Annotated in this window: 19 protein-coding genes and 1 riboswitch; of the genes, 9 read left to right on the forward strand and 10 right to left on the reverse strand. The window is 55.8% G+C overall.

Features of this window, described 5'->3' with window-relative positions; all coding sequences use genetic code 11:
• Window positions 1–8: 8 nt before the first annotated feature.
• The 10 genes from SOR61_RS03165 to SOR61_RS03210 form a co-directional block, all read right to left on the reverse strand.
• The gene (locus SOR61_RS03165) at window positions 9–3,695 is read right to left on the reverse strand and encodes a phosphoribosylformylglycinamidine synthase (RefSeq protein ID WP_320611242.1); all 3,687 of its coding nucleotides are present in this window, start codon (window positions 3,693–3,695) and stop codon (window positions 9–11) included.
• A 1-nt stretch (window position 3,696) separates the two neighbouring features.
• Window positions 3,697–4,971 carry a phosphoribosylamine--glycine ligase gene (purD, locus tag SOR61_RS03170; RefSeq protein ID WP_320611243.1) on the reverse strand — a complete coding sequence of 425 codons (1,275 nt, stop codon included), beginning with the start codon at window positions 4,969–4,971 and terminating at the stop codon, window positions 3,697–3,699.
• 15 nt (window positions 4,972–4,986) lie between these two features.
• A complete protein-coding gene (locus tag SOR61_RS03175) occupies window positions 4,987–6,165 on the reverse strand; it encodes a phosphoribosylaminoimidazolecarboxamide formyltransferase (protein ID WP_320611244.1) in 1,179 nt (392 codons plus the stop codon).
• 15 nt (window positions 6,166–6,180) lie between these two features.
• Window positions 6,181–6,891: an IMP cyclohydrolase gene (locus SOR61_RS03180; RefSeq protein ID WP_320611245.1), complete on the reverse strand. Its 711-nt coding sequence runs from the start codon at window positions 6,889–6,891 to the stop codon at window positions 6,181–6,183.
• Window positions 6,888–7,505, reverse strand: a complete 618-nt coding sequence (purN, locus tag SOR61_RS03185; protein WP_320611246.1) for a phosphoribosylglycinamide formyltransferase — start codon at window positions 7,503–7,505, stop codon at window positions 6,888–6,890. The genes SOR61_RS03180 and purN overlap by 4 nt, the downstream gene beginning before the upstream one ends.
• Window positions 7,499–8,536 (reverse strand): phosphoribosylformylglycinamidine cyclo-ligase, encoded by a 1,038-nt coding sequence (purM, locus tag SOR61_RS03190; RefSeq protein WP_320611247.1) that lies wholly within the window; start codon window positions 8,534–8,536, stop codon window positions 7,499–7,501. Before purM ends, purN begins: the two co-directional genes overlap by 7 nt.
• 5 nt (window positions 8,537–8,541) lie before the next feature.
• Window positions 8,542–9,963 (reverse strand): amidophosphoribosyltransferase, encoded by a 1,422-nt coding sequence (locus SOR61_RS03195; RefSeq protein WP_320611248.1) that lies wholly within the window; start codon window positions 9,961–9,963, stop codon window positions 8,542–8,544.
• A gap of 30 nt (window positions 9,964–9,993) precedes the next feature.
• Window positions 9,994–10,494, reverse strand: coding sequence for a 5-(carboxyamino)imidazole ribonucleotide mutase (gene purE / locus SOR61_RS03200; RefSeq protein ID WP_320611249.1), 501 nt, complete (start codon window positions 10,492–10,494; stop codon window positions 9,994–9,996).
• A gap of 91 nt (window positions 10,495–10,585) precedes the next feature.
• A riboswitch (ZMP/ZTP riboswitch) is annotated at window positions 10,586–10,665 on the reverse strand.
• Window positions 10,666–10,855: 190 nt separating this feature from the next.
• The gene (locus SOR61_RS03205) at window positions 10,856–12,361 is read right to left on the reverse strand and encodes a hypothetical protein (protein WP_320611250.1); all 1,506 of its coding nucleotides are present in this window, start codon (window positions 12,359–12,361) and stop codon (window positions 10,856–10,858) included.
• Between the two features lie 434 nt (window positions 12,362–12,795).
• Window positions 12,796–13,641: an LCP family protein gene (locus SOR61_RS03210; protein ID WP_320611251.1), complete on the reverse strand. Its 846-nt coding sequence runs from the start codon at window positions 13,639–13,641 to the stop codon at window positions 12,796–12,798.
• A gap of 565 nt (window positions 13,642–14,206) precedes the next feature.
• On the opposite strand from SOR61_RS03210, the gene rimP reads away from it, so the two are divergent.
• From rimP to SOR61_RS03255, 9 genes are all read left to right on the forward strand, one after another.
• Window positions 14,207–14,662 (forward strand): ribosome maturation factor RimP, encoded by a 456-nt coding sequence (gene rimP, locus SOR61_RS03215; protein ID WP_320611252.1) that lies wholly within the window; start codon window positions 14,207–14,209, stop codon window positions 14,660–14,662.
• Window positions 14,663–14,686: 24 nt separating this feature from the next.
• Complete coding sequence (gene nusA, locus SOR61_RS03220) at window positions 14,687–15,937, forward strand: transcription termination factor NusA (RefSeq protein ID WP_320611253.1); 1,251 nt, start codon at window positions 14,687–14,689, stop codon at window positions 15,935–15,937.
• Between the two features lie 34 nt (window positions 15,938–15,971).
• A complete protein-coding gene (gene rnpM, locus SOR61_RS03225; RefSeq protein ID WP_320611254.1) occupies window positions 15,972–16,247 on the forward strand; it encodes an RNase P modulator RnpM in 276 nt (91 codons plus the stop codon).
• Window positions 16,240–16,701, forward strand: coding sequence for a ribosomal L7Ae/L30e/S12e/Gadd45 family protein (locus tag SOR61_RS03230; protein ID WP_320611255.1), 462 nt, complete (start codon window positions 16,240–16,242; stop codon window positions 16,699–16,701). The genes rnpM and SOR61_RS03230 overlap by 8 nt, the downstream gene beginning before the upstream one ends.
• A 95-nt stretch (window positions 16,702–16,796) precedes the next feature.
• Window positions 16,797–19,184 (forward strand): translation initiation factor IF-2, encoded by a 2,388-nt coding sequence (gene infB / locus SOR61_RS03235; protein WP_320611256.1) that lies wholly within the window; start codon window positions 16,797–16,799, stop codon window positions 19,182–19,184.
• A gap of 112 nt (window positions 19,185–19,296) precedes the next feature.
• Window positions 19,297–19,659: a 30S ribosome-binding factor RbfA gene (gene rbfA / locus SOR61_RS03240; RefSeq protein ID WP_320611257.1), complete on the forward strand. Its 363-nt coding sequence runs from the start codon at window positions 19,297–19,299 to the stop codon at window positions 19,657–19,659.
• On the forward strand, window positions 19,652–20,602 hold the full coding sequence (locus SOR61_RS03245; RefSeq protein WP_320611258.1) for a DHH family phosphoesterase: 951 nt from the start codon (window positions 19,652–19,654) through the stop codon (window positions 20,600–20,602). The genes rbfA and SOR61_RS03245 overlap by 8 nt, the downstream gene beginning before the upstream one ends.
• The gene (gene truB / locus SOR61_RS03250) at window positions 20,595–21,464 is read left to right on the forward strand and encodes a tRNA pseudouridine(55) synthase TruB (protein ID WP_320611259.1); all 870 of its coding nucleotides are present in this window, start codon (window positions 20,595–20,597) and stop codon (window positions 21,462–21,464) included. Before SOR61_RS03245 ends, truB begins: the two co-directional genes overlap by 8 nt.
• 99 nt (window positions 21,465–21,563) lie before the next feature.
• Window positions 21,564–22,475, forward strand: a complete 912-nt coding sequence (locus SOR61_RS03255) for a bifunctional riboflavin kinase/FAD synthetase (protein WP_320611260.1) — start codon at window positions 21,564–21,566, stop codon at window positions 22,473–22,475.
• Window positions 22,476–22,636: the final 161 nt, after the last annotated feature.

Here is a 22,636-nt window from a genome sequence, read left to right on the forward strand (position 1 = left end):
CTCCTTTCTTATTTAAAGTATTCCACTGCGGAGCGGAACAGTTTCATATCGTAGTCGCCGGGCACGTTCCGGTAGAGGCCGGCGCCAGTCCGTTCACTATGCCCCATCTTGCCCAGCACACGGCCATCGGGAGAAGTGATACCTTCCACAGCGCAGGCAGAGTTGTTGGGGTTAAAGTGGATATCGGCCGTAGGGTTACCAGACAGATCCACATACTGCGTGGCGATCTGGCCATTTTCTGCCAGCTTCTTGATGAGCTCTTCCGAAGCCAGGAACCGGCCTTCCCCGTGAGAAATGGGCACCGTATAGACCTCGCCGGGCTTGGTGTTCATGAGCCAGGGAGACAGGTTGGATGCCACCCGGGTCCGCACCAGACGGGACTGGTGGCGGCCGATGGTATTGAAGGTCAGAGTGGGGCAGGTCTCGTCTGTGTCGATGATCTCACCATAGGGAACCAATCCCAGCTTAATGAGGGCCTGGAAACCGTTGCAGATACCCAGCATCAGGCCGTCCCGGTTCTTCAGCAGATCGTTGACCTGCTCCTTCACCTTGCCAGCCCGGAAGAAAGCGGTAATAAACTTGGCAGAGCCATCGGGTTCGTCGCCGCCGGAGAAACCGCCGGGCAGGAAGACGATCTGAGACTCTTTCAGCCGCTGCGCCACATAGTCCATGGACTGCGCAATGTCCAAAGCGGAGCGGTTCTTAATCACCACGATCTCCGGTTCGGCGCCGGCAGCCCGCATGGCCTTGGCTGCGTCGTACTCGCAGTTGGTGCCGGGGAACACGGGGATCAGGACACGGGGACGGGCCACCTTCACAGCAGGACGCTTCCAGCTGTCGCAGTTGGTCTCAAAGGCGGGGATCTCCCCCTGGCTCTGGCTGATGTTGCAGGGATAGATGGGCTCCAGCTTGTTCTCGTACCGAGCCAGCAGTTCCTCGCCGGTAATCTTCTGGTCCTTCCAGATTAGGCTGCCGTCAGCCGTGGTGACACCCAGAGGCAGGCCCACTTCTTCCTGGTCGGTCAGTTCCATGACAAAGGAACCATACGCATAGCCGAAGAGTTCGTCCATGGTGCAGCCTTCATCGAAGGTCAGACCAATGCCGTTGCCCAAAGACATCTTCAAAACGGCTTCTGCCACACCGCCAAAGGTAGGCGTATAGGCAGCGCAGACCTTCCCCTTCTTCATAAGGCGATTCACGGTCTGGTAAACCTGCTTCAAAGAAGCTGCTGCCGGCAGGCCATCGGGACCATACTCGGGGCAGAGCCAGACAACGTGGTGACCGGCTTCCTTAAACTCGGGAGAGACCACGTTGTCAATCTTATCCGTGGTGACCGCAAAAGAGACCAGGGTGGGAGGAACGTCCAGCTTCTCAAAGCTGCCGCTCATGGAGTCCTTGCCGCCGATGGCTGCGATCTCCAGCTCCTTCTGGGCACGGAAGGCACCCAGCAGGGCGGCCAGCGGCTTGCCCCAGCGCTTGGGGTCCTTACCCAGCTTCTCAAAGTATTCCTGGAAGCTCAGATAGGTCTCCTTCAGGTTTGCACCGGAAGCCACCAGCTTGGAGACCGACTCGATCACAGCCAGATATGCCCCGTGATAGGGACTCTTCTCGGTGATATAGGGGTTATAGCCCCAGGCCATCAGAGAACAGGTATCGGTATCCTTCTTCTCCATGGAGATCTTGGTGACCATAGCCTGGGTGGGGGTCAGCTGATACTTGCCGCCGAAGGGCATCATCACTGCACCGCTGCCAATGGTGGAATCAAAGCGCTCCGACAGGCCACGCTTGGAGCAGACGTTCAGGTCCTCTGCCAGGGCCATATAACCATCCCGGAAGTTGCTCACCTGCTCCTTCAGGATGGACTCGGGCTTTGCGGTCACAGCCTGAATATGCTTCTCCACGCCGTTGGTATCCAGGAAGGACCGGGCGATGTCTACGATATTCTTACCGTTCCAGTGCATGGTCAGCCGTCCCTTATCGGTAACGGTGGCCACCACGGTGGACTCCAGGTTCTCGCTGTCTGCCAGCTCCATGAACCGGTCAGCATCCTTGGCTTCCACTACTACGGCCATTCTCTCCTGAGACTCACTGATGGCCAGCTCGGTGCCGTCCAGGCCTTCGTACTTCTTGGGAACCTTATTCAGGTCGATCTCCAGGCCTTCAGCCAGCTCGCCAATGGCCACCGACACACCACCGGCACCAAAGTCGTTGCAGCGCTTAATGAGGCGGGATGCTTCGGGATTCCGGAACAAACGCTGCAGCTTCCGCTCTTCGGGAGCGTTACCCTTCTGAACTTCCGCACCGCAGGTTTCCAGGGACTCCATGGTATGGGACTTGGAGGAACCGGTTGCGCCGCCGCAGCCGTCACGGCCGGTCCGGCCGCCCAGAAGGATCACCACATCCCCGGGGGCAGGACGCTCCCGACGGACATTCTCAGCAGGAGCAGCAGCGATCACTGCGCCGATCTCCATTCGCTTAGCGGCATAGCCGGGGTGGTACAGCTCGTCTACCTGACCGGTAGCCAGACCGATCTGGTTGCCGTAGGAGCTGTAACCTGCGGCAGCTTTGGTCACGATGGTACGCTGAGGCAGCTTACCCTCCATGGTCTCACTGATGGGAGTCAGCGGATCTGCTGCGCCGGTAAGACGCATGGCTGAGTAGACATAGGAACGACCAGACAGCGGGTCACGGATAGCGCCGCCCACGCAGGTGGCTGCTCCGCCAAAGGGCTCGATTTCTGTGGGGTGGTTGTGGGTCTCATTCTTAAAGAGAAGGAGCCAGTCTTCTTTCCCCTCTGCGGTGTCCACCTTGATCTTTACAGTACAGGCGTTGATCTCTTCCGATTCGTCCAGCTTGGGCATCTTCCCCTGTTTTTTCAGGTACTTGGCCACGATGGTACCAATGTCCATAAGGTTAATGGGCTTAGTACGGTTCAGACGCTTGCGAAGATTCAGATATTCCTCATAGGTCTGCTGCAAAATGGGGCTTTCAAAGGTCACCTCATCAATGGTGGTGAGGAAGGTGGTGTGGCGGCAGTGGTCGGACCAATAGGTGTCGATCACTCGCAGCTCGGTCATAGTGGGGTCACGGTCCTCGCTGCGGAAGTAATCCCGGCAGAACCGCAGGTCGTCCAGGTCCATAGCCAGGCCGTAGTCTGCCACCATCTGGCGCAGGGCGTCCTCCTCCATTTCCCGGAAGCCTTCCAGGGTGGCCACCCCTTCCGGCACTTCATACTCCATTGCCAGGGTCTCAAAGGGCTCCAGAGAAGCCTCTCTTGCCTCCACAGGGTTAATGAGATACTTCTTAATGGCGGCAACTTCCTCTGCCGTAAGGGTGCCCATGAGCTGATACACCCGAGCGGAACGGACCAGAGGACGGTCACCCTGGGACATGATCTGAATACACTGGGCCGCAGAGTCTGCTCTCTGGTCAAACTGGCCGGGCAGATACTCCACAGCAAAGACGATGCCGCCCTCCGGCAGGGTGTCGGTCACCACGTCCAGCTGGGGCTCGGAAAGGATCGTCTTTACGCTGTAGTCAAACAGCTCCGGCGTGATATTTTCTACGTCGTACCGGTTGAGCAGACGGATGCCCTCCAGGGATTCGATCCGGAGAAGGGTGCGAATATCGTTGAACAGCGCATCCGCCTCTGCGGTAAGCCCGGGACGTTTCTCAACATAAACCCGATATACCATGTTACTTTACCTCTTCCTTTGCCCGCAGGGCCTTGGCGCCAATGTCTCTGCGGCAATATGCATTTTCAAAGGTTACCTTGGCTGCCTGTGCGTAAGCGTTTTCAATGGCAGCTTCCAGGGTGTTGCCCAGCGCGGTCACACCCAGCACGCGGCCGCCGGAGGTCTTCAGAACGCCGTCCTCCAGCTTGGCCCCGGCCACAAACACCTGGGCATCCAGGTCTGCGGGGATAGTGATGGGATACCCCGTCTCATACTTCTTGGGATAGCCCTGGGAGGCCAGAACGATGCAGCAGGCGTGCTGCTTCCGGAACTTCACTTCGGTCTCCGCCAGGGTTCCCCGAGCAGTGGCTTCCATCACGGTCAGCAGATCGCTCTCCAGCAGGGGAAGCACCACCTGGGTTTCAGGATCGCCAAACCGGCAGTTGTACTCAATCACTTTCGGCCCCTTTTCGGTGAGCATCAAGCCGAAGTAAAGGCAGCCCTTAAAGGTGCGGCCTTCCTGGTTCATGGCTCGCATGGTGGGCAGGAAGATCTCTTCCATGCAGCGCTGGGCCATTTCTTCGGTGTAGTAGGGGTTGGGGGCAATGGTACCCATGCCGCCGGTGTTGGGCCCCGTGTCCCCGTCGCCGATCCGCTTGTGGTCCATGGAGGAAACCATGGGGATAACCACATTGCCGTCGGTAAAGGAGAGGACAGAGACCTCGGGACCGGTAAGGAACTCTTCGATCACGATGTGGCTGCCGCTCGCTCCGAAGATCTTATCTTCCATGCACTCCCGGACAGCGGCCATGGCCTGTTCCCTGGTTTCCGCCACAGTCACGCCCTTACCCAGAGCCAGGCCGTCGGCCTTGACCACAGTGGGAATGGGGGCAGTCTCCAGATAGCGCAGCGCTTCATTCATATCGTCAAACACACGATACTCTGCCGTGGGGATTTGATACTTCTTCATAAGGTCCTTGGAGAACACCTTGCTGCCCTCCAGAATGGCTGCCTTTTTATTGGGACCAAAGCAGGGGATGCCCACTTCTTCCAGTCGATCTACAGCACCCAGCACCAGGGGATCATCCGGGGCCACAACCGCAAAATCAATGCCAGTCTCTTTGGCAAACTTGGTAATACCGTCCAGGTCCTTGGCGCCGATTCCCGTGCAAATAGCATCCGCTGCAATGCCTCCGTTGCCGGGAGCTGCATAGATCTCCGTCACACGGGGACTCTTTCTCAAGGTCTTAATGATGGCATGCTCCCGGCCGCCGCCACCTACAACAAGAATTTTCATGATACATCCTCCTTCTCAGTGGTGGAACAACCGCATCCCGGTGAAGGCGATCACCATGCCGTAGCGATTTGCTGTCTCAATAACATTGTCGTCCCGAATGGACCCGCCGGGCTCCACGATATACGCTGCGCCGGACTTTCTGGCCCGCTCCACATTATCACCGAAGGGGAAGAAGGCATCGCTGCCCACGGTCACACCCTTCTGGGTTGCGATCCAGGCTTTCTTTTCCTCTGCGGTCAGGGGTTCTGGTTTTACCTTGAACTTGGTCTGCCACTCCCCTTCCCGGAGCACATCTTCGTACTCGTCAGAGAGATACACGTCAATGGCGTTATCCCGGTCAGGACGGCGGATATTGTCCAGGAACTGCAGTCCCAGGGTCTTGGGATGCTGCCGCAGATACCAGTTGTCTGCCTTGCTGCCAGCCAGGCGGGTGCAGTGGATACGGCTCTGCTGACCCGCACCCACGCCGATGGCCTGGCCGTCCTTCACGTAACACACCGAGTTGGACTGGGTATATTTTAAGGTGATGAGCGCCACGATCATATCGATTTTAGCGCTGTCGGGCAGCTGCTTGTTCTCCGTGACCAGGTTGGTCAGCAGGCTCTCGTCAATCTTATAATTGTTTCTGCCCTGCTCAAAGGTGATGCCGAACACATCCTTGTGCTCCTGCACAGCAGGCACATAGTTGGGATCGATCTTCACCACATTATAATTGCCCTTCTTCTTGGTTTTCAGAATTTCCAGGGCTTCGGGCGTGTAGTCCGGTGCGATGATGCCGTCGGAGACTTCTGCCTTGAGGTAGGCAGCAGTAGCTGCGTCACAGGTATCGCTCAGGGCAGCCCAGTCTCCGTAGGAGCACAGGCGGTCAGCGCCGCGGGCACGGATATAGGCGCAGACAATGGGGGTGAGCTCTGCGTCCGGCTCCACAAAGTAGATGGCCTTATCCGTCTCGCTGAGAGGCAGACCCACAGCAGCCCCGGCGGGAGAAACATGCTTGAAGGACGCAGCAGAAGGCAGGCCGGTGGCTTCTTTCAGTTCCTTCACCAGCTGCCAGGAATTCAGCGCATCCATAAAGTTAATATAGCCGGGTTTCCCGTTGAGGACTTCAATGGGCAGGTCTCTTCCGTCGTTCACAGAAATACTGGCCGGTTTCTGGTTGGGATTGCAGCCATATTTCAGTTCCAGTTGTTTCATTCTACTCTCCCCCAATTACTGATTTTTATTGAGAATGGTTTCCTCATACGCTCCGGTCTCAAGGTTTGTGAAGCGGACATACAGAGAAATCTTATTGGCCTCGTTAAGGTTGTCCCACACCATTCTGGTGAAGGACGCCATGTCGCCGCTGATGGTCACCCGCTCCGGCTCCCCCTGGAAGGTGGGGATCGGGTTTCCGTCGCACACATAGGTGTGAAGGAAGTGACCCACGCCAGGCAGGCCGGGATACTCGTAGGTATACCGTGCGCAGGCACTGCCCTTTTCATCGGCGCTCTTCAGGATGGACATCTTATAGCTTCCGTCCGGAGAAATCAGGCCGGAGATCCGGGGGGTCCAGTTTGGGCCGTCCGGTTCAAACTCCCGGGTACGGAGGGCCTGCTCAAAGGGCAAGCCCTTTTCCAGGAAATCACGAATGGTATCCGTCTGGTCACCATTGGTCACAATGAGTCCACGGCCAAAGGACCGCACCGGATGATAGATGATCAGGCTGGGGTCTGCCAGCTTGGCCGGGTCATGGGCTTCGGTCCGAATCCCATCCGGCTCTTTGATAAACACCCGGTTCCGGCTGTTCTCGCTGCGGCCCATAATGAAATAGGCTACGACGGCATGCTTCCCATCTTCCGTCTGTCCCAGAACGATGCCTCTGCCAGGATAGGTGTTGCCTGCCAGCAGAGCCGCAAGGTCATGATTCTCATATACATTCATGCGTTCTCTTTCCCCTTCCCAATCTCTTCTGCGATCCTCTGGGTCGCCTGGGGCAGCAGTTTCCACTCTGCCTGCTCCATCACCCGTCTCTGTAATACCTCCGGAGTGTCGCCCGGTTCTACTTCCACTGCCTTCTGCAGGAGGATCTCCCCCCCGTCGGTCACTTCATTTACAAAGTGCACCGTAGCGCCGGTGATCTTCACGCCATGTTCCAAAGCCGCCTCATGGACCTTCAGCCCATAGAATCCCTTTCCGCAGAAGGAAGGGATCAGGGAGGGATGTACATTGATGATCCGCCGAGGCCACCGGCCAGTGAAGTCTCCGCTGAGGATGCTCATAAATCCTGCCAGAACAATAAGCTCAACCCCGTGCTCCTCCAGCGCCTGAGAAATCGCCGCCTCAAAGGCTTCCTGGCTGCCCAGGGCCTTCCGGCTGCACACCACTGCCGGCACACCGGCCTGCTCCGCTCTGGTCAGGGCATAGGCCTTGTCATTACTGGCAATCACCAGCACGATCTCCCCGGCAGTCAGAACGCCGCTTTTCTGGGCGTCTAACAGTGCCTGAAGATTGGTACCGCCACCGGAGACCATCACGGCAATCTTCGTTTTTACCATAAAACAACGCCCTCGCTGCCGGCAACGATCTCGCCCAGGCGGACCGGCTTCTCGCCAGCAGCTTCCAGAGCGGCCATTGCCTTGTCAGCCTGGTCTTTGGCTACCACGACGGTCATGCCAACACCCATGTTAAAGGTATTGAACATCTCACGCCGGGGGATGCTGCCCTTTTCCTGGATCAGATTGAAGATCGGCAGAACGGGCACAGCCGCCTCCTGGATGTGAGCCGTCATCCCCTTGGGCAGGCTGCGGGGAATGTTCTCATAGAAGCCGCCGCCGGTAATATGAGAGACCGACTTGATGGTGACAGACTCCATGAGCTTCAGAATGCTCTTCACATAGATCCGGGTGGGGGTCAGCAGCGTCTCACCCAGAGACTGTCCGCCCAAGGCTTCCACAGGAGCTTTCAGGTCGGTGTTTTCTACGTCCAGCACCTTTCGCACCAGAGAGAAGCCGTTGGAGTGGACCCCGGAAGAGGGCAGGCCGATGATCACGTCTCCCTCCTGGATGGAGGACTTATCAAACACCTTTTCCTTGTCTACCACGCCCACAGAGAAGCCAGCCAGGTCATATTCATCCACGGGATAGAACCCAGGCATCTCGGCGGTCTCGCCGCCGATCAGCGCCGCCCCGGACTGGACACAGCCCTCTGCCACGCCGGAGACGATATCCGCAATTTTCTCGGGAACGTTCTTTCCGCAGGCGATGTAGTCCAGGAAGAACAGCGGCTTTGCCCCACAGCAGATGATGTCGTTGACACACATAGCCACGCAGTCAATGCCCACGGTATCGTGCTTGTCCATCAGGAATGCCAGCTTCAGCTTGGTGCCGACTCCGTCTGTCCCGCTGACCAGTACAGGACGGGAAATTCCTGTCAGATCCAGCTCAAAGAGACCGCCAAACCCGCCAATGTCAGACAGAGCGCCTGCCGTCATGGTCTTGGCGATATGGGTTTTCATCAATTCAACTGCTTTATATCCAGCGGTGATATCCACACCCGCTGCTGCATAGCTGTCAGATTTAGACTGCATGATAATTACTCCTTTCCATTCCAGCAATAGGTACACACTTTACAGGGTTCCAAACCAATGGCCTCCAGCAGACCATCCAGAGACTGATACTCCAAGGAGGTAAAATGCAGTTTCTCACAAATGGCCGCCCGCAGCTTCTTGCCCCGCTCCGTGGATGCATCGCTGTACTCCTCCAGGTGCTGATCGCCCTCTTCCCCTTCCAGCTCATACACGGTCCGGCGCGCCAGCAGCTCCATGGGAGACCGGCTGGTGGAGAAGTTCAGGAACTTACAGCCGTACATGATGGGAGGACAGGCAGAGCGGATATGCACTTCTTTGGCCCCATTGGCATAGAAGAACTCCACCGTTTCTCTCAGCTGGGTCCCTCGCACAATGCTGTCGTCAACAAACAGAAGCTTCTTTCCCTCGATGAGTTCGTGGACGGGGATCTGCTTCATTTTTGCCACTTTATCCCGTTCCCGCTGGGTGGTGGGCATAAAGCTGCGGGGCCAGGTGGGCGTATACTTAATAAAGGGACGAGCGAAGGGGATCTCACTTTCGTTGGCATAGCCGATGGCATGCGGTGTTCCGGAGTCGGGCACACCGCTGACATAATCGATATCCTGGGCCACGCCCTTCTCCCGGTCGGCCCGGGCCAGGATCTCACCATTGCGGTTACGCATCACTTCCACGTTGATCCCCTCGTAGTTGGAGTTGGGATAGCCATAATACGTCCAGAGGAAGGCGCAGACTTTCATTTCTTCTTCCCGGGGCAGGAGGGTCTCCCATCCGGTTTCTGTCACCTTGACCACTTCCGCCGGACCCAGCTCATATGCGTCGTGGTAGCCCATCTTCTGGTAGGCAAAGGTCTCAAAGGACACGCAGCAGCCTTCTTCATCCTGTCCGATATGGATCGGCAGGCGGCCGTAACGATCCCGCCCGGCGATGAGACAGTCCTGGGTCATGATGAGCACAGAGACCGTACCTTCCACCATCATCTGTGCGTAGCGGATGCCCTCGGCAATGGTGGGTCGCTGGCTGATCAGGGCAGCCACCAGTTCGTTGGAGTTGACCCGCCCGCCGCTCATGGCCTCAAAATGGCCGTCTTCACTGTCCAGCAGCTGCTGGATCAGTTCTTCTTCGTTTCGGATAACGCCCACCACGCAGATAGCATAGGTCCCGTGAATGGACCGGACCAGCAGCGGCTGCGGGTCCGTATCGCTGATGCTGCCGATGCACAGCTTTCCGACCATCTCTCCCACCGTCTTGTCAAACTTTGTGCGGAAGGGAGCGTTTTCAATATTATGGATCTCCCTCTGAAATCCCAGTTCCGGGTCCCAGGCTGCCATACCGCCGCGGCGGGTTCCCAGATGGGAATGGTAGTCGGTTCCAAAATACACATCCAAAACAACGTCACGCTTTGAAATTGCGCCGCAAAAACCACCCATAATGCTTTCCTCCGTTCGTGATGCGAAAAATTACTGTGCTGTGTTATACTCCGCCTCAACGCCGGCGTTCTTCTCCAAAACCTTACGGGACTCTGCTGCTCTGGCCTGACGCAGCTTCTCAGAGAGTGCCTCGTCCGACACAGCCAGGATCTCAACGGCCAGCAGTGCTGCGTTGGCTGCACCGTCGATGGCCACCGTTGCCACAGGGATGCCTGTGGGCATCTGCACCGTGGACAGCAAGGCGTCCAGGCCGTCCAGAGTGGAGGATTTCACGGGAATCCCGATGACCGGCAACGTCGTGTTGGCCGCCAGGGCGCCGGCCAGGTGGGCGGCCTTCCCTGCTGCTGCAATGATCACGCCGAACCCCTTTTCCTGAGCAGTACGGGAGAAAGTGCCTGCCTGCTCGGGGGTGCGGTGCGCCGAGTATACATGGACCTCAAAAGGAACGCCATATTCCTTTAATTTATCAATGGCTTTTTCCACGACAGGCAGATCGCTGTCGCTTCCCATAATAATGCCTACTTTTTTCATAAAACCATCCTTTCTCATCTCTTGACCCGGAGGAATCCATTCTTTTTCCAGGAATACAAAAATTGGCAGTCCAATTCCATCCCTGTGAAAATTGAACTGCCCAGACGGTCGGCCGAACTATTCCTTTTGCTCCCTGTGGTTCCCCCACTTCCGTCAGTCACAAAAAGTCCTCGATTTTACTTTTTAATTATACTATGGTATGACGGTTTTCGCAAGCAATAAAATGTAGAGGATTCCTCTCTTTCCTACCGCTCTCCTGTGCAGATGCAAAAAGCAACACGGTCCTTCGCCCAAGGCAAAGGACCGTGTTGTTGTCAGCAAAAGAAACGGCGAAAATCAGGGCTCCATAGTTTTAAATAAATTAAGCCTTCTTCATGGCTTTCTTTTCAGCTTTAGCAGCCTCTTTGGCGTCCAGCTCATCCAGCTCAGCGCGGGTGTTCTTCAGGTAGATCTCAATCCCCTCTTCCACGTTGGCGCGGCGCTCCTTCTTGGACATTCCGACAACTTCCATAAGGATACAGAGCGCAATACCAACGAACAAGCCATAGGACGGGTTGGCGCAGGTTGCGATAGCGCCGGCAGTGATGCCTGCCACGCCACGCTCCACGTTGGTCCGGCACATGTTGATGCCCACGTAGAAAGAACCAAAGGCCTGAATGATCAGGGTCTGTGCCATAGCCAGAGGCAGGATAGGCCGGATAAGAGACATCAGGGGCACGATCAGCTGGCAGATCCACTTGGTGGTATTAAAGGTGCAGGAACCACCGAAGATGGAGTACATGTTTTCCTTACCGGTCTTATACCGTTCTGCCACAGACACGGTCATAGCAGACCACAGAGGACCGGACATGGTGCAGGTGGGGCTGAAGAAAGCCTCGATCAGGTTACGGATACCGCAGCAGATATTGGTACGGTCGGGGTCCACGTCAATATACTCGTCCTCACGATACCGCTTGGTATCTTCCATGAAGGCGGTACCGCCGACGATATCGCCGAAGGCGATGACGTAGCACATCACGGCCATGGGGAAGCACTTCAGCAGGATCTCAACAGGGGGAATGCCGATACCCACGATGGAGAAGTTATGCCAGACCCAAACCAGGCCGGGAATGGGGTTGAACCAGAAGCTGGTATCGTTGGAGAAGTCGGGCAGAGCAACCTCACCGATAATCATGGCAATGATGCCGCTGACGATGATGGACGGCACGAAACCGGCCTTGGTGAGGAGCTTGATGAACTTGTTCTTGCTGCCAAACTTCACCTTACCGAAGCCATTGGAGAAGAGCAGAAACAGGCCAAAGGCACAGCCGATGGACCAGGAAATGGGATACTTAAAGAAGCCGGAACCGCCATCCGCCACGGCTTTGAATCCGTATGGCCCGCAGCACGCGGCGAAACCTGAGCCTATTAGAATGCCCGCTTTCAAGGACTGGGGGCAGATGTCGATGAGCTTGGTGGCAATGCCAGTGGCACCCAGGATGACATACATGAGACCCAGCAGCAGCTCCATGCCGACCAGAGCGTACATGCGCTCTTTTCCCTCAAAGTTCAGCAGGAACGCCGTGATAAGCGGCACAGCCGGTGTGATCCAGCCGCCGATCAGCGGGTCGCCCAGGGTGTTGTTCACCATGTACAGAAGCTCATGGACGAACACGATGGACAGTGCCATCTCAAACGTGAAACCAAACAGATCCTGCAAATATGCAGTAGCAGCCGACCCCGTCATAAAGACGACGCAAGCCTGCACCATTTCCGGAAGTTCCCATTCGTAATGGACAAAGGGGATACGAAGGTCAAATTTCCAGATCTTGATGCAAGGTTGTTTTTCACCGTCTTTACGGCGCGCGGTGGGAAGCATCAGTTGCATGTCTTTTCCCTCCTAAACAAAAACACAAACTTGACTTACACATGTTGACAGGGAGTCTTTCTCCCCGTCGGGGCCCTTTTTCACTCTTTCCTCCAAGAACGCAGTACATTATAGCACTATTTTCCCAAATGTAAATCGTTATTCATTCGTCATTTCAAACAAATTTATCCTATTTGCACAGGAATACGACTTCTTTTTTATGGAACTTACTAAATTTTCACTTCTTCTGTTTCTTTTTCTGAAATTTTTTATGACCGATTTGTTAACTCTATGAATGAATATACTTTATTTCCATGGTTTCGCCTGAAATTTTCCCTGTATTCTTTTCTCCTTATCATCATTACCTATACATTTTGTAGAAACCTACAAAAGCCCTATCTATCAAAAAAACACACCGCAAAGCACATGCTCTGCGGTGTGTTGCTCCCTTTTGTTCAGTTGTTGGCCGCAGGTGCGCTGAGGGAATTGGGGGTGAAAATATGAAGATCATTCTCCGTCAGCGCAGCTGTATAGGGGTTCACCAGATCGTTGATCATCTGCAGGGACTCCTCCTTGTAGAGCTCGTAGCACCACTTGGTACCCTTGTAGGTGACGGTGCCGTCCCCCGGGAGGCTGCCCCCCACTACCCCGGTGTCCAGATTCAGTTTCAGGGCCTGGGTTGCAAACCACGCCAAATCTGTAGAGGAAAGGTTTGTCTCGACATTTCTCTGCAAAATATCCATGAACTGATTCATCTTTGTGATGCTGGACCAGGAAACCACTTTCTTCGCCACAGTGGTCATCATGTTGCGCAACGTCTCCGCCCGCTGGATGTCCCCAAGAGGATAGCCTGTGCCGTCGGCGTTTTTCCTGAACCGGCAGACCTCCATGGCGGACTGGCCGTCCAGGTGCTGCATGCCAGGTTCATAGTAGATTTGCAGATCCTGGCTGGGGTCATCGTAATACATGTTGACAGGAACGTTAAACTCCACGCCTCCTACAGCGTCCACCAATTCAATAAACCCATCCAGATCCAGTACGATATGGAAATCCAGGGGGAAGCCCACCAAATCGGAAACCACCCGTTTGAGGTTATCAACACCCTTGTGGTAGCTGGCGTTGATTTTGGGATTAGGCTCATTCACCAAAGTGTCTCTGGGAATGGACAGCATGCCGATTTTTTGATTAGGAACATCATAGGTTACGACCATAACGGCATCAGCGTTTCCGCTGGACTGGTCAGAGCAAGTAAGCAAAAAGGTGTAGGTCTGTTCCTTGCGCTGATGGTCTCCCTTCTCCATATCAGGAGGAACCCCCTGCTCCGTTTGGGAGTGGGAGGCATCCGCCGTCGGGATCGTCGGCGGTCTGATGAGCACTTTAGAAACACCATACCCTATCACGATCACTGCCGCGACAATCACAATAGCAATATAAAATCCACGAAGGATCCGATATCCTTTTTTCAATTTCCGTTTTCTTTTTTCTGCCAAGGTCACAGCCTCCTTTTTCCAATTTCAATATTTCTCCGAAACTGTGGCTGGATGTAGTATACATAATTTGACCCTTCTCGGCAAGACTTTTGGACACACCTTTTCCAGTGTTAATAATTCTTTCATATTTAATACCTATTATTATATGCTCGCTCTCTTCACCCCACAAAATTAATAGTTTTTAATTCTTTTAAGAATTCTTCCCTCTGAAGGCAGACCACGATTTTTGAGAAAGTCCTTGCAACATTTATGTCATTGTGGTATAATGACCGTACTTTATAAGATTTATGCTGGTGGAGTGGGGCTTGCCCCGCTCTTTCTTTTATGATAAGGCCCTGGCTTCTTCCAACACAGCCCGGCCTTACGGGAGGTTATTATGTCTAAAATCACAGAACTGACCACAGAACTTGCCCGCCCTGTGGTAGAAGCCAACGGCTGCACCCTCTGGGATGTGGAATACGTCAAAGAGGCGGGCAGCTGGTACCTGCGCCTCTATATCGACAAAGAGGACGGCGTATCCATCGACGACTGTGAAGCTGTCAGCCGTGTCGTCTCCGACCTTCTGGATGAGGCCGATCCCATCCAGGATGCCTATACCTTCGAGGTCTCTTCTGCCGGTGCAGACCGGGCGCTGAAAAAGCCGGAACATTTCCAGGCCTTTATGGGGGCGCAAATCGATGTAAAGCTCTATCAGGCTGTGGAAGGACAAAAGCTCTTTACCGGTACGCTGACCGGTTACGATAACGGAGATATCACCCTCAACGAAGGTCCCTCCTCCGTTACCTTTTCTAAGAAAGAAATCGCTTTCGTACGTTTGCACGTTAGTTTCTAACATGAATTGAGGAGAAAATAGGTTATGGCTAAGAAGACATCGAAACCCGCAAAAAGCAACGAACTGGACGGAAAAGAATTTTTTGCCGCCATTTCTTTGATCGAAAAGGAAAAAGGGATCCCCAAAAGCTACATGCTGGAAAAGATCACCCAGGCCCTCATTTCTGCTTACAAGCGGGACCATGAACGCATTACCGACAACGTATTCGTGGACGCCAACGAGGCAGCCGGAACCGTTCGGATGTACGTAAAGAAAGAGATCGTAGAAGAAGTGGATAATCCCTACACGGAGATCGCCCTGGACGAGGCCCGGAAAACCCTGCCCTCCGCCCAGACCGGTGACGTGGTACGGATCGAGATCAAACCCCGCAACTTCGGCCGCATCGCTGCACAGACGGCCCGTCAGGTCATCATCCAGGGAATGCGGGAAGCAGAGCACAGCATGATCTACGACATGTTCAGCTCCAAAGAACACGAAATGATGATGGGCACCGTGACCCGTGTTGATCCCCGCAACGGAGCGGTCTCTCTGCGGATCACCAACAACGGTGAGTCCACCGACGCTTACCTTTCCGCCTCTGAGCAGGTGCGGGGTGAAGTGATCCGGGAAGGCGACCGACTGAAGGTGTATGTGGTTGAGGTTCGGCGCTCCAGCCGTGGTCCTCAGGTCCTCATTTCCAGAACCCATCCCGGTCTGGTCAAGCGGCTCTTTGAACTGGAAGTGCCCGAAATTTACGATGGCACCGTCGAGATCCGCTCCATCGCCCGAGAGGCTGGCAGCCGCTCCAAGCTGGCCGTCTGGTCCTCCGACGAAAACGTTGATCCCATCGGCGCCTGCGTGGGTCCCAAAGGCACCCGCGTCAATAATGTGGTGGCAGAACTCCGCAGCGAAAAGATCGACATCATCAAGTACAGCGACGATCCTGCAGAGTACGTGGCCGCCTCCCTCTCCCCTGCCGACGTTCTCTCCGTCGTTCCTCTGGAAGGCAGCAAGAGCTGCCGGGTCGTCGTCCCGGACGATCAGCTCTCCCTGGCCATCGGCAAAGAGGGACAAAACGCCCGCCTGGCCGCCAAACTGACCGGCTATAAAATCGACATCAAGTCCGCATCCGCTGCCCACGAATGGGAAGAGGAAGACGCAGCCGCAGAAGCTGCCCGGGCAGCTGAGGAGAGCGAAACGGACGATCTGGTCCCCCAGGAGGAAGACTTCGTGGAGGAACCTGTGGAAGACGTTCTCCCCGAGGAGCCTGCGGAAGAAGAGACCCCGGAAGCATAAGCTTTCCTTTTCCCTAATATAAGGAGGTGGCACCGTGCCAAAAAAGATCCCTATGCGCCAATGCCTCGGCTGCCGGGAAATGAAGCCAAAACGTGAACTCATCCGGGTCGTCCGATCCCCGGTGGGAGAGATATCCCTGGACTTTCACGGGAAAAAGCCCGGACGCGGCGCTTACCTCTGCCCTGACCCCGAATGTATGAAACGGGTCCGAAAGTCCAAGGCGCTGGAACGCGCCTTCTCCCTCCCCATTCCCGAGGATGTTTATGACGCCCTGGCCAAAGAAATGGAAGGAGGCGGTACGGATGGATAGCATACCCTCCCTCCTGGGTCTGGCGTTCCGGGCAGGGAAACTTGCCGTGGGAGAAGAGCCTGTCGGGGTCGCCTGCCGGGTACACAAAGCGTACCTGCTTTTGCTGGCCCACGACGCAGCGGACAACACCATCCGCCGCGCACTTCATCTCACGCAAGGAGGAAACAGCATCTGTCTCACTCTGCCCTATTCCAAGGCTGAGCTGGGCGGCTGTCTGGGCCGCGCTTCCTGCGCCATGCTGGCCATCACTGACGTTGGCTTCGCTGCAGCAGCGGCCAAAAAGATGGCGCAAGCCGACCCGGAGCAATACGGGCAGGCCCTTGAGGTCCTGTCTAAAAAAGCGGAACGGGCCAAAAAGTGCCGAAATGAAAAAAAGAAGCAAACCAAAGGGTCCAAACCCCGTGGAAAATCTTCCCCTGGCGAGAACCCTTCCCAGCGAAACAAACCTCGCTGATTTTACAGCAAACCAATCGCGGGTAAGCAAGGCTGTGCCCGCAGCGAGAAAAGCAAGTGATACATGCGCTGGTCTGGAACCCAAGTTCCCCAGCTATGACGGAGGTGGCTTATTTGAGTTTTGAAAAATATCGTGTGCACGAAGTAGCCAAGGATTTCGGAAAGCAAACCAAGGAAATCACCCAGATCCTCACCACATACGCTACCACACCGAAAAACCATATGCAGGTACTGGATGACAAGGAACTATCCCTCGTCTTTGAATATCTGACCCAGCACAATCAGGTCTCTGACCTGCAGGCCGTGTTTGCCGGTGCGCCTGCCAAGAAAGAAAAGACCGACGCCCCCAGGAAAGAGGACCGTCCCCGGGACAAGAACCGTTCCGGCGACGCCCCCAAGGGCAAGAACAACGACCGCCCTGCCAACCGCGGCGGAAACAACGACCATACCAAGGGAAAGCCTGCCCAGCAGCCGGCAAAGGCCGAAAACCGTCCCACCACCAGAGTCCCTGAAAAGAAGATCGTGGACACCCGTAAGGCAGGCAACGTCAATCTGGCCCGCTACGACGAGCACCTGGAAAACCTGGCTCCGGAGCGCGCCAACAAGATGCAGAGCGGCAAGCAGAAGATCCAGAGCCGCAGCAACCAGCGCAAAGGCGCTAACTTTGGCAACAAGCGGAAGCAGGAAGAGCAGGAAAAGATGCGTCGTCTCCAGCTTGAGATCGCCAAGAAAACCCCTCTCACCGTGAAGATCCCCGATGAGATCGGCGTAGGCGAGCTGGCTTCCCGTATGAAGAAGACCGGCGCAGAGGTCGTCAAGCAGCTCATGAAACTGGGCGTCATGGCGTCCCTGTCTGAGATCATCGACTATGATACCGCCGCCCTGGTGGCCATGGAACTGGGCTGTAAGGTGGAGAAGGAAGTCATTGTCACCATCGAAGAAAAGCTGATCGATACTGCCGAAGACAAGGAAGAAGACCTGAAGCCCCGCGCCCCCGTGGTGGTGGTCATGGGTCACGTCGACCACGGCAAGACCTCTCTGCTGGACTATATCCGTCACTCCCGCGTGGCAGAAGGGGAAGCCGGCGGTATCACCCAGCACATCGGCGCTTATCAGGTGGATGTGAACGGGTCTCCCGTTACCTTCCTGGATACCCCCGGCCATGAAGCCTTTACCGCCATGCGTGCCCGCGGCGCCATGATCACCGACATCGCCATCCTGGTGGTCGCTGCCGACGACGGCATCATGCCCCAGACCGTGGAGTCTATCAACCACGCCAAGGCCGCTGAGATCCCTATGATCGTGGCGATCAACAAAATGGATAAACCCGAAGCCAACCCCGACCGGGTGAAGCAGCAGCTCACCGAGTACGGTCTGGTCACCGAAGAGTGGGGCGGCGACACCATTTGCTGCCCCATCTCCGCCAAGACCGGCATGGGTATTGACAACCTGCTGGAGATGGTGGTCCTGACCGCAGAAATGCGGGAACTGAAGGCCAACCCCAACCGGTCCGCCCACGGCGCTGTCATCGAGGCCCGCCTGGACAAGGGCCGCGGCCCCATCGCCACCCTTCTGGTCCAGAAAGGCACCCTGCATCAGGGCGACGTGATCATTGCCGGGACCGCCGTAGGCCGTGTCCGTGCCATGACCGATGCAAAGGGCAGAAAGATCACCGAAGCCGGTCCCTCCTTCCCTGTGGAGATCACCGGTATGGGTGAAGTTCCCGGTGCCGGTGACGACTTCCACGCCGTTGCCGACGAGCGTATGGCCCGCGAACTGGTGGAACAGCGCAAGCACGAGAACAAGATGGCAGCCAACTCCGCCAGCCAGAAAGTTACCCTGGATGACCTCTTCTCCCAGATTCAGCAGGGCGAGTTGAAGGATCTGAACATCATCGTGAAGGCCGACGTTCAGGGTTCCGCCGAAGCAGTGAAGGCTTCTCTGGAAAAGCTCACCAACGAAGAGGTCCGGGTCCGCGTCATCCACTGTGCCGTAGGCGCCATCAATGAGTCCGACGTTATGCTGGCCTCTACTTCCAACGCCATCATCGTGGCCTTTAACGTCCGTCCCGACGCCAACGCCAAGGAGTCTGCCGCCCGGATGAAGGTGGACATGAGAATGTACCGCGTCATCTACGACTGCATCAACGAGATGGAATCCGCCATGAAGGGCATGCTGGCACCCAAGTTCCGTGAGGTGGCGCTGGGCTCTGTGGAAGTACGCGAGGTCTACAAGATCACCGGCGCCGGTATCATTGCCGGCTGCTATGTCACCGACGGCAAGGTGTCCCGCAACGCCCAGGTCCGCCTGGTCCGGGACGGCATCGTGATTCACGAAGGCACCATCGCTTCCCTCCAGCGCTTCAAAGATGCTGTTAAGGAAGTGGCCCAGGGCTATGAATGCGGCATCGGCATTGAAAAATACAGCGATATTAAGGTAGGCGACGTCATCGAAGCCTTTGTTATGGAGCAGATCGAGGTATAATTCCTTCTGCATCGATGCGTCTTTCTGCCGCCTGCGATACGATCATCACAATGCGGCATGACCAGCAACTGGTCATGCCGCAAACAACCAAGAAAGGAATGGTCATGCGCCTATGGCTTCTAATCGAATCGGACGGATCAACGAAGAGATCCAGCGGGAGCTGGCCTCCCTCCTTCGTACCATCAAAGACCCGCGGGTCCACGGGCTGGTCTCTATCACCAACGTGGACACCACCAACGACCTGCGGTATGCCAAAGTCTATGTGAGCGTCCTGGACAAAAGTGACGTAAAAGACGTCATTCGCGGCCTGAAATCCGCCGGTGGCTATCTGCGCCGGGAACTGGGCCGAAACCTCTCCCTCCGCTATACCCCTGAGCTGGTCTTCCAGGAAGACACCTCCATTGACAAAGGCACCCATATTCTAAAACTTCTCAACGATATTGAACAAAAAGAGTCCGGAGGACACCATGACTGACCATCAAGCTGCCAGCACCCTGCGCGCTATGGATCATATTTTGATCCTGACCCACCGTCGTCCCGACGGCGATACCATTGGCTGCGCCTCTGCGCTCTGTCTGGCTTTACGGCAAATGGGAAAAACCGCCTGGGTTTTCCCCAACGAAGATGCCCACGGGCTCTTTACCCCCTATTTTGAAGAAGTGCTGGCCCCTGCCACCTTCTCCCCCAAAGCAATCGTAGCGGTGGACGTGGCCGCCCAGGGAATGCTGACTGACAGCGCAGCGGCCTGGAAAGATGCCATCGATCTTTGCATCGACCACCACGGCTCCAACAACGGGTACGCAAAGGAAACCTGTGTTGATCTCAGCTGCGCCGCTTGCGGCGAGCTCATCTATCGCATCCTCCTGGAGCTGGGGGTGACCATCACCGATCGAATTGCCATGCTTCTCTATATGGCAGTTGCTACGGATACCGGTTGCTTTGTCTACTCCAACACCACCCCGGAAACCCATCGCATCGCCGCTGCGCTGATGGAGCGGAACTTTGATGCCCAGTGGGTCAACAAGCGTCACTTCCGGATGAAGTCCCTCATCCGAATGAAAGTGGAAAGCCGCCTCATTCAGGAAATGGATCTGGAAGACCAGGGCAGCCTGGTCTTCGCCTACGTCACCCTGGACCTCATCCGGGACTTACAGGCCACCGAGGAGGATCTGGAGGACATCTCCTCCTTTATCGGCCAGCTGGAGGGCGTGCTGCACGCCGTTACCATCCGGGAGCTTTCCCCCGGTACCTGCAAGATCTCCCTGCGCACCGATGAAACCATTCTGAACGCCTCTCACGTCTGCGCTTTACTGGGTGGCGGCGGCCATCCGGCAGCGGCAGGATGTACCATCTCCGCTACCCCAAAAGAGGCCAGAACCCAGATGCTGGCAGCCATCAGGAAGGTGCAGCATGGCTAACGGAATCCTCATCATCGACAAGCCCCAGGAGTGGACTTCCCATGACGTGGTTGCAAAGCTCCGAGGACTGCTCCATGAGAAACGAATCGGTCATGCCGGAACCCTGGATCCTATGGCCACCGGTGTCCTCCCTGTCTTCGTGGGCAGAGCCACTCGCGCGGTGGAATTCGCCGCTGAGCGGGAAAAGGAGTACATCGCCGGCCTTCGCCTGGGTACCGTCACAGACACCCAGGATATCACAGGTACCGTATTGGAAACCCACCCTGTTGCGGTCTCCCGTCAGCAGGTAGAAGAAACCCTGGTTTCTTTCCGGGGGGCGCAGATGCAGATCCCTCCCATGTACTCGGCCATCAAAAAGGACGGAAAGAAACTCTATGAGCTGGCCCGTCGAGGGCAGGAAGTGGAGCGGCAGCCCCGCCCCATCACCATTTACCAGCTGGAACTGCTGCAGCAGGATTCTCCCACAGATTTTCTCCTCCGTGTCCTGTGCTCCAAGGGGACCTATGTTCGCACCCTTTGCCACGACATCGGACGGGCTCTCGGCTGCGGCGGTACCATGATTTCCCTGCGCCGAACCCAGTCTGCCGGTTTCCAGCTCAAGGATGCGGTGACCTTGGAGCAGGTAGCGAACCACGCTGACCCCGACCAGCTGCTGCTGCCTGTTGACCGCTATTTTGCCCAGCATCCTGTCCTCACCCTCTCCACTCCTGCCCAGGAAAAAAAGGTGCGAAACGGAAATGCCGTAACGCTATCCGGTCCGGATGGACTCTATCGGGTCTACAGCAGCCAGCAGGAATTTCTGGCGTTGGGGAAACTGGAACAGGGCGTCTTGTCCACCGTCAAAAGCTTCTTTCACGTATAATCCTATTTCCGTCCTTCCGTGACGGTGTTTCTCGATCTGTCAGTTTGGCCTCTCCGGCCACACTGCGTACCGAACCAATGAGAAAGGAATGGTCCTACCTTGGAACAGAAAAAACGAGTCATCGCACTGGGTTTTTTCGACGGCGTACACAACGGCCACGCCGCCTTAATGCGCCGAACCGCTCAGGTTGCCCGGGAGCTCGGTGCTACCCCCTCTGCCTTCACCTTTGATCCCCACCCCCAGAACGTCATTTTAGGACGTCCCGTCCCTCTCCTCACCTCTCCGGAAGACCGGGCAGACCTTATGCATAAGTACTACGGCATCGAGGATGTCATCGTCGAACCCTTTACCCCTGAGTTCATGCGTCAGCCCTGGCGCAAATTCCTGGAAGAAACCTTGATCCGGGATCTGGGCGCTGTTCACCTGGTAGCCGGCCACGACTACCACTTCGGTTATAAAGGGGAGGGCAATCCTCATCGGCTCCAGGAAGCCTGTAAGGAACTGGGCATTGGCTGCGATATCATTCCCAAAGTGGAGCAGGAAGGCATCACCGTATCCTCTACCTATATCCGCACCCTGGTAGCCCAGGGCGAGATGGAACGGGCCAATGAGTTCCTGGGCCATCCCTACACCTTGAGCGACCATGTGTCCCACGGGAAAAAGCTGGGCTCGGTCCTTGGTTTCCCCACAGTAAACCTGACTCTGCAGGAGAACGTTCTTTCCCCAGCAAAAGGGGTCTACGCAACCAAGGTCATCCTGGAAAACGGCGATACCCACATGGCGGTGACCAACGTCGGCACCCGTCCTACTGTTGATGACGGCGACAAACTTACCATCGAAGGTTTTATTCTGGACTTTAACGGCGACCTCTATGGCCAGAAGATCCAGATGGAGTTCTACAAATACCTTCGGGAAGAAAAGAAGTTCCCCTCCTTTGACGCACTCAAGGAAGAAATCGCTCGCAACGTGGAGCAAACCCGGGAATACTTTAAACAGCATCCTGATTTTTGATGAAAAGACTCCGCCCAGAAACTGAACTGAACCAGTAAAAACGGACAATAGACAAAACGCCCCCTGATGTAGGAAAATGGAAGTACTACATCAGGGGGTATTATTATGGCGAGAAAATATGAAAAAGTAAAGGTACTTCTTCCTGTTGTCCAGCAACTGCA

The sequence above is a fragment of the Evtepia sp. genome, assembly GCF_034090835.1.
Classification (GTDB): domain Bacteria; phylum Bacillota; class Clostridia; order Oscillospirales; family Oscillospiraceae; genus Evtepia.

What these genes read in the sequence shown, in the direction of transcription:
- SOR61_RS03210 (WP_320611251.1), bottom strand. Translation starts at nt 13,641, where the DNA reads ATGGAGAAGGGAGACCATCAGCGCAAGGAACAGACCTACACCTTTTTG.
- purE (WP_320611249.1), bottom strand. Translation starts at nt 10,494, where the DNA reads ATGAAAAAAGTAGGCATTATTATGGGAAGCGACAGCGATCTGCCTGTC.
- nusA (WP_320611253.1), top strand. Translation starts at nt 14,687, where the DNA reads ATGGCTAAGAAGACATCGAAACCCGCAAAAAGCAACGAACTGGACGGA.
- rimP (WP_320611252.1), top strand. Translation starts at nt 14,207, where the DNA reads ATGTCTAAAATCACAGAACTGACCACAGAACTTGCCCGCCCTGTGGTA.
- purN (WP_320611246.1), bottom strand. Translation starts at nt 7,505, where the DNA reads ATGGTAAAAACGAAGATTGCCGTGATGGTCTCCGGTGGCGGTACCAAT.
- SOR61_RS03245 (WP_320611258.1), top strand. Translation starts at nt 19,652, where the DNA reads ATGACTGACCATCAAGCTGCCAGCACCCTGCGCGCTATGGATCATATT.
- SOR61_RS03195 (WP_320611248.1), bottom strand. Translation starts at nt 9,963, where the DNA reads ATGGGTGGTTTTTGCGGCGCAATTTCAAAGCGTGACGTTGTTTTGGAT.
- SOR61_RS03175 (WP_320611244.1), bottom strand. Translation starts at nt 6,165, where the DNA reads ATGAAACAACTGGAACTGAAATATGGCTGCAATCCCAACCAGAAACCG.
- rbfA (WP_320611257.1), top strand. Translation starts at nt 19,297, where the DNA reads ATGGCTTCTAATCGAATCGGACGGATCAACGAAGAGATCCAGCGGGAG.
- infB (WP_320611256.1), top strand. Translation starts at nt 16,797, where the DNA reads ATGACGGAGGTGGCTTATTTGAGTTTTGAAAAATATCGTGTGCACGAA.
- SOR61_RS03180 (WP_320611245.1), bottom strand. Translation starts at nt 6,891, where the DNA reads ATGAATGTATATGAGAATCATGACCTTGCGGCTCTGCTGGCAGGCAAC.
- purM (WP_320611247.1), bottom strand. Translation starts at nt 8,536, where the DNA reads ATGCAGTCTAAATCTGACAGCTATGCAGCAGCGGGTGTGGATATCACC.
- purD (WP_320611243.1), bottom strand. Translation starts at nt 4,971, where the DNA reads ATGAAAATTCTTGTTGTAGGTGGCGGCGGCCGGGAGCATGCCATCATT.
- SOR61_RS03165 (WP_320611242.1), bottom strand. Translation starts at nt 3,695, where the DNA reads ATGGTATATCGGGTTTATGTTGAGAAACGTCCCGGGCTTACCGCAGAG.
- SOR61_RS03205 (WP_320611250.1), bottom strand. Translation starts at nt 12,361, where the DNA reads ATGCAACTGATGCTTCCCACCGCGCGCCGTAAAGACGGTGAAAAACAA.
- SOR61_RS03230 (WP_320611255.1), top strand. Translation starts at nt 16,240, where the DNA reads ATGGATAGCATACCCTCCCTCCTGGGTCTGGCGTTCCGGGCAGGGAAA.
- truB (WP_320611259.1), top strand. Translation starts at nt 20,595, where the DNA reads ATGGCTAACGGAATCCTCATCATCGACAAGCCCCAGGAGTGGACTTCC.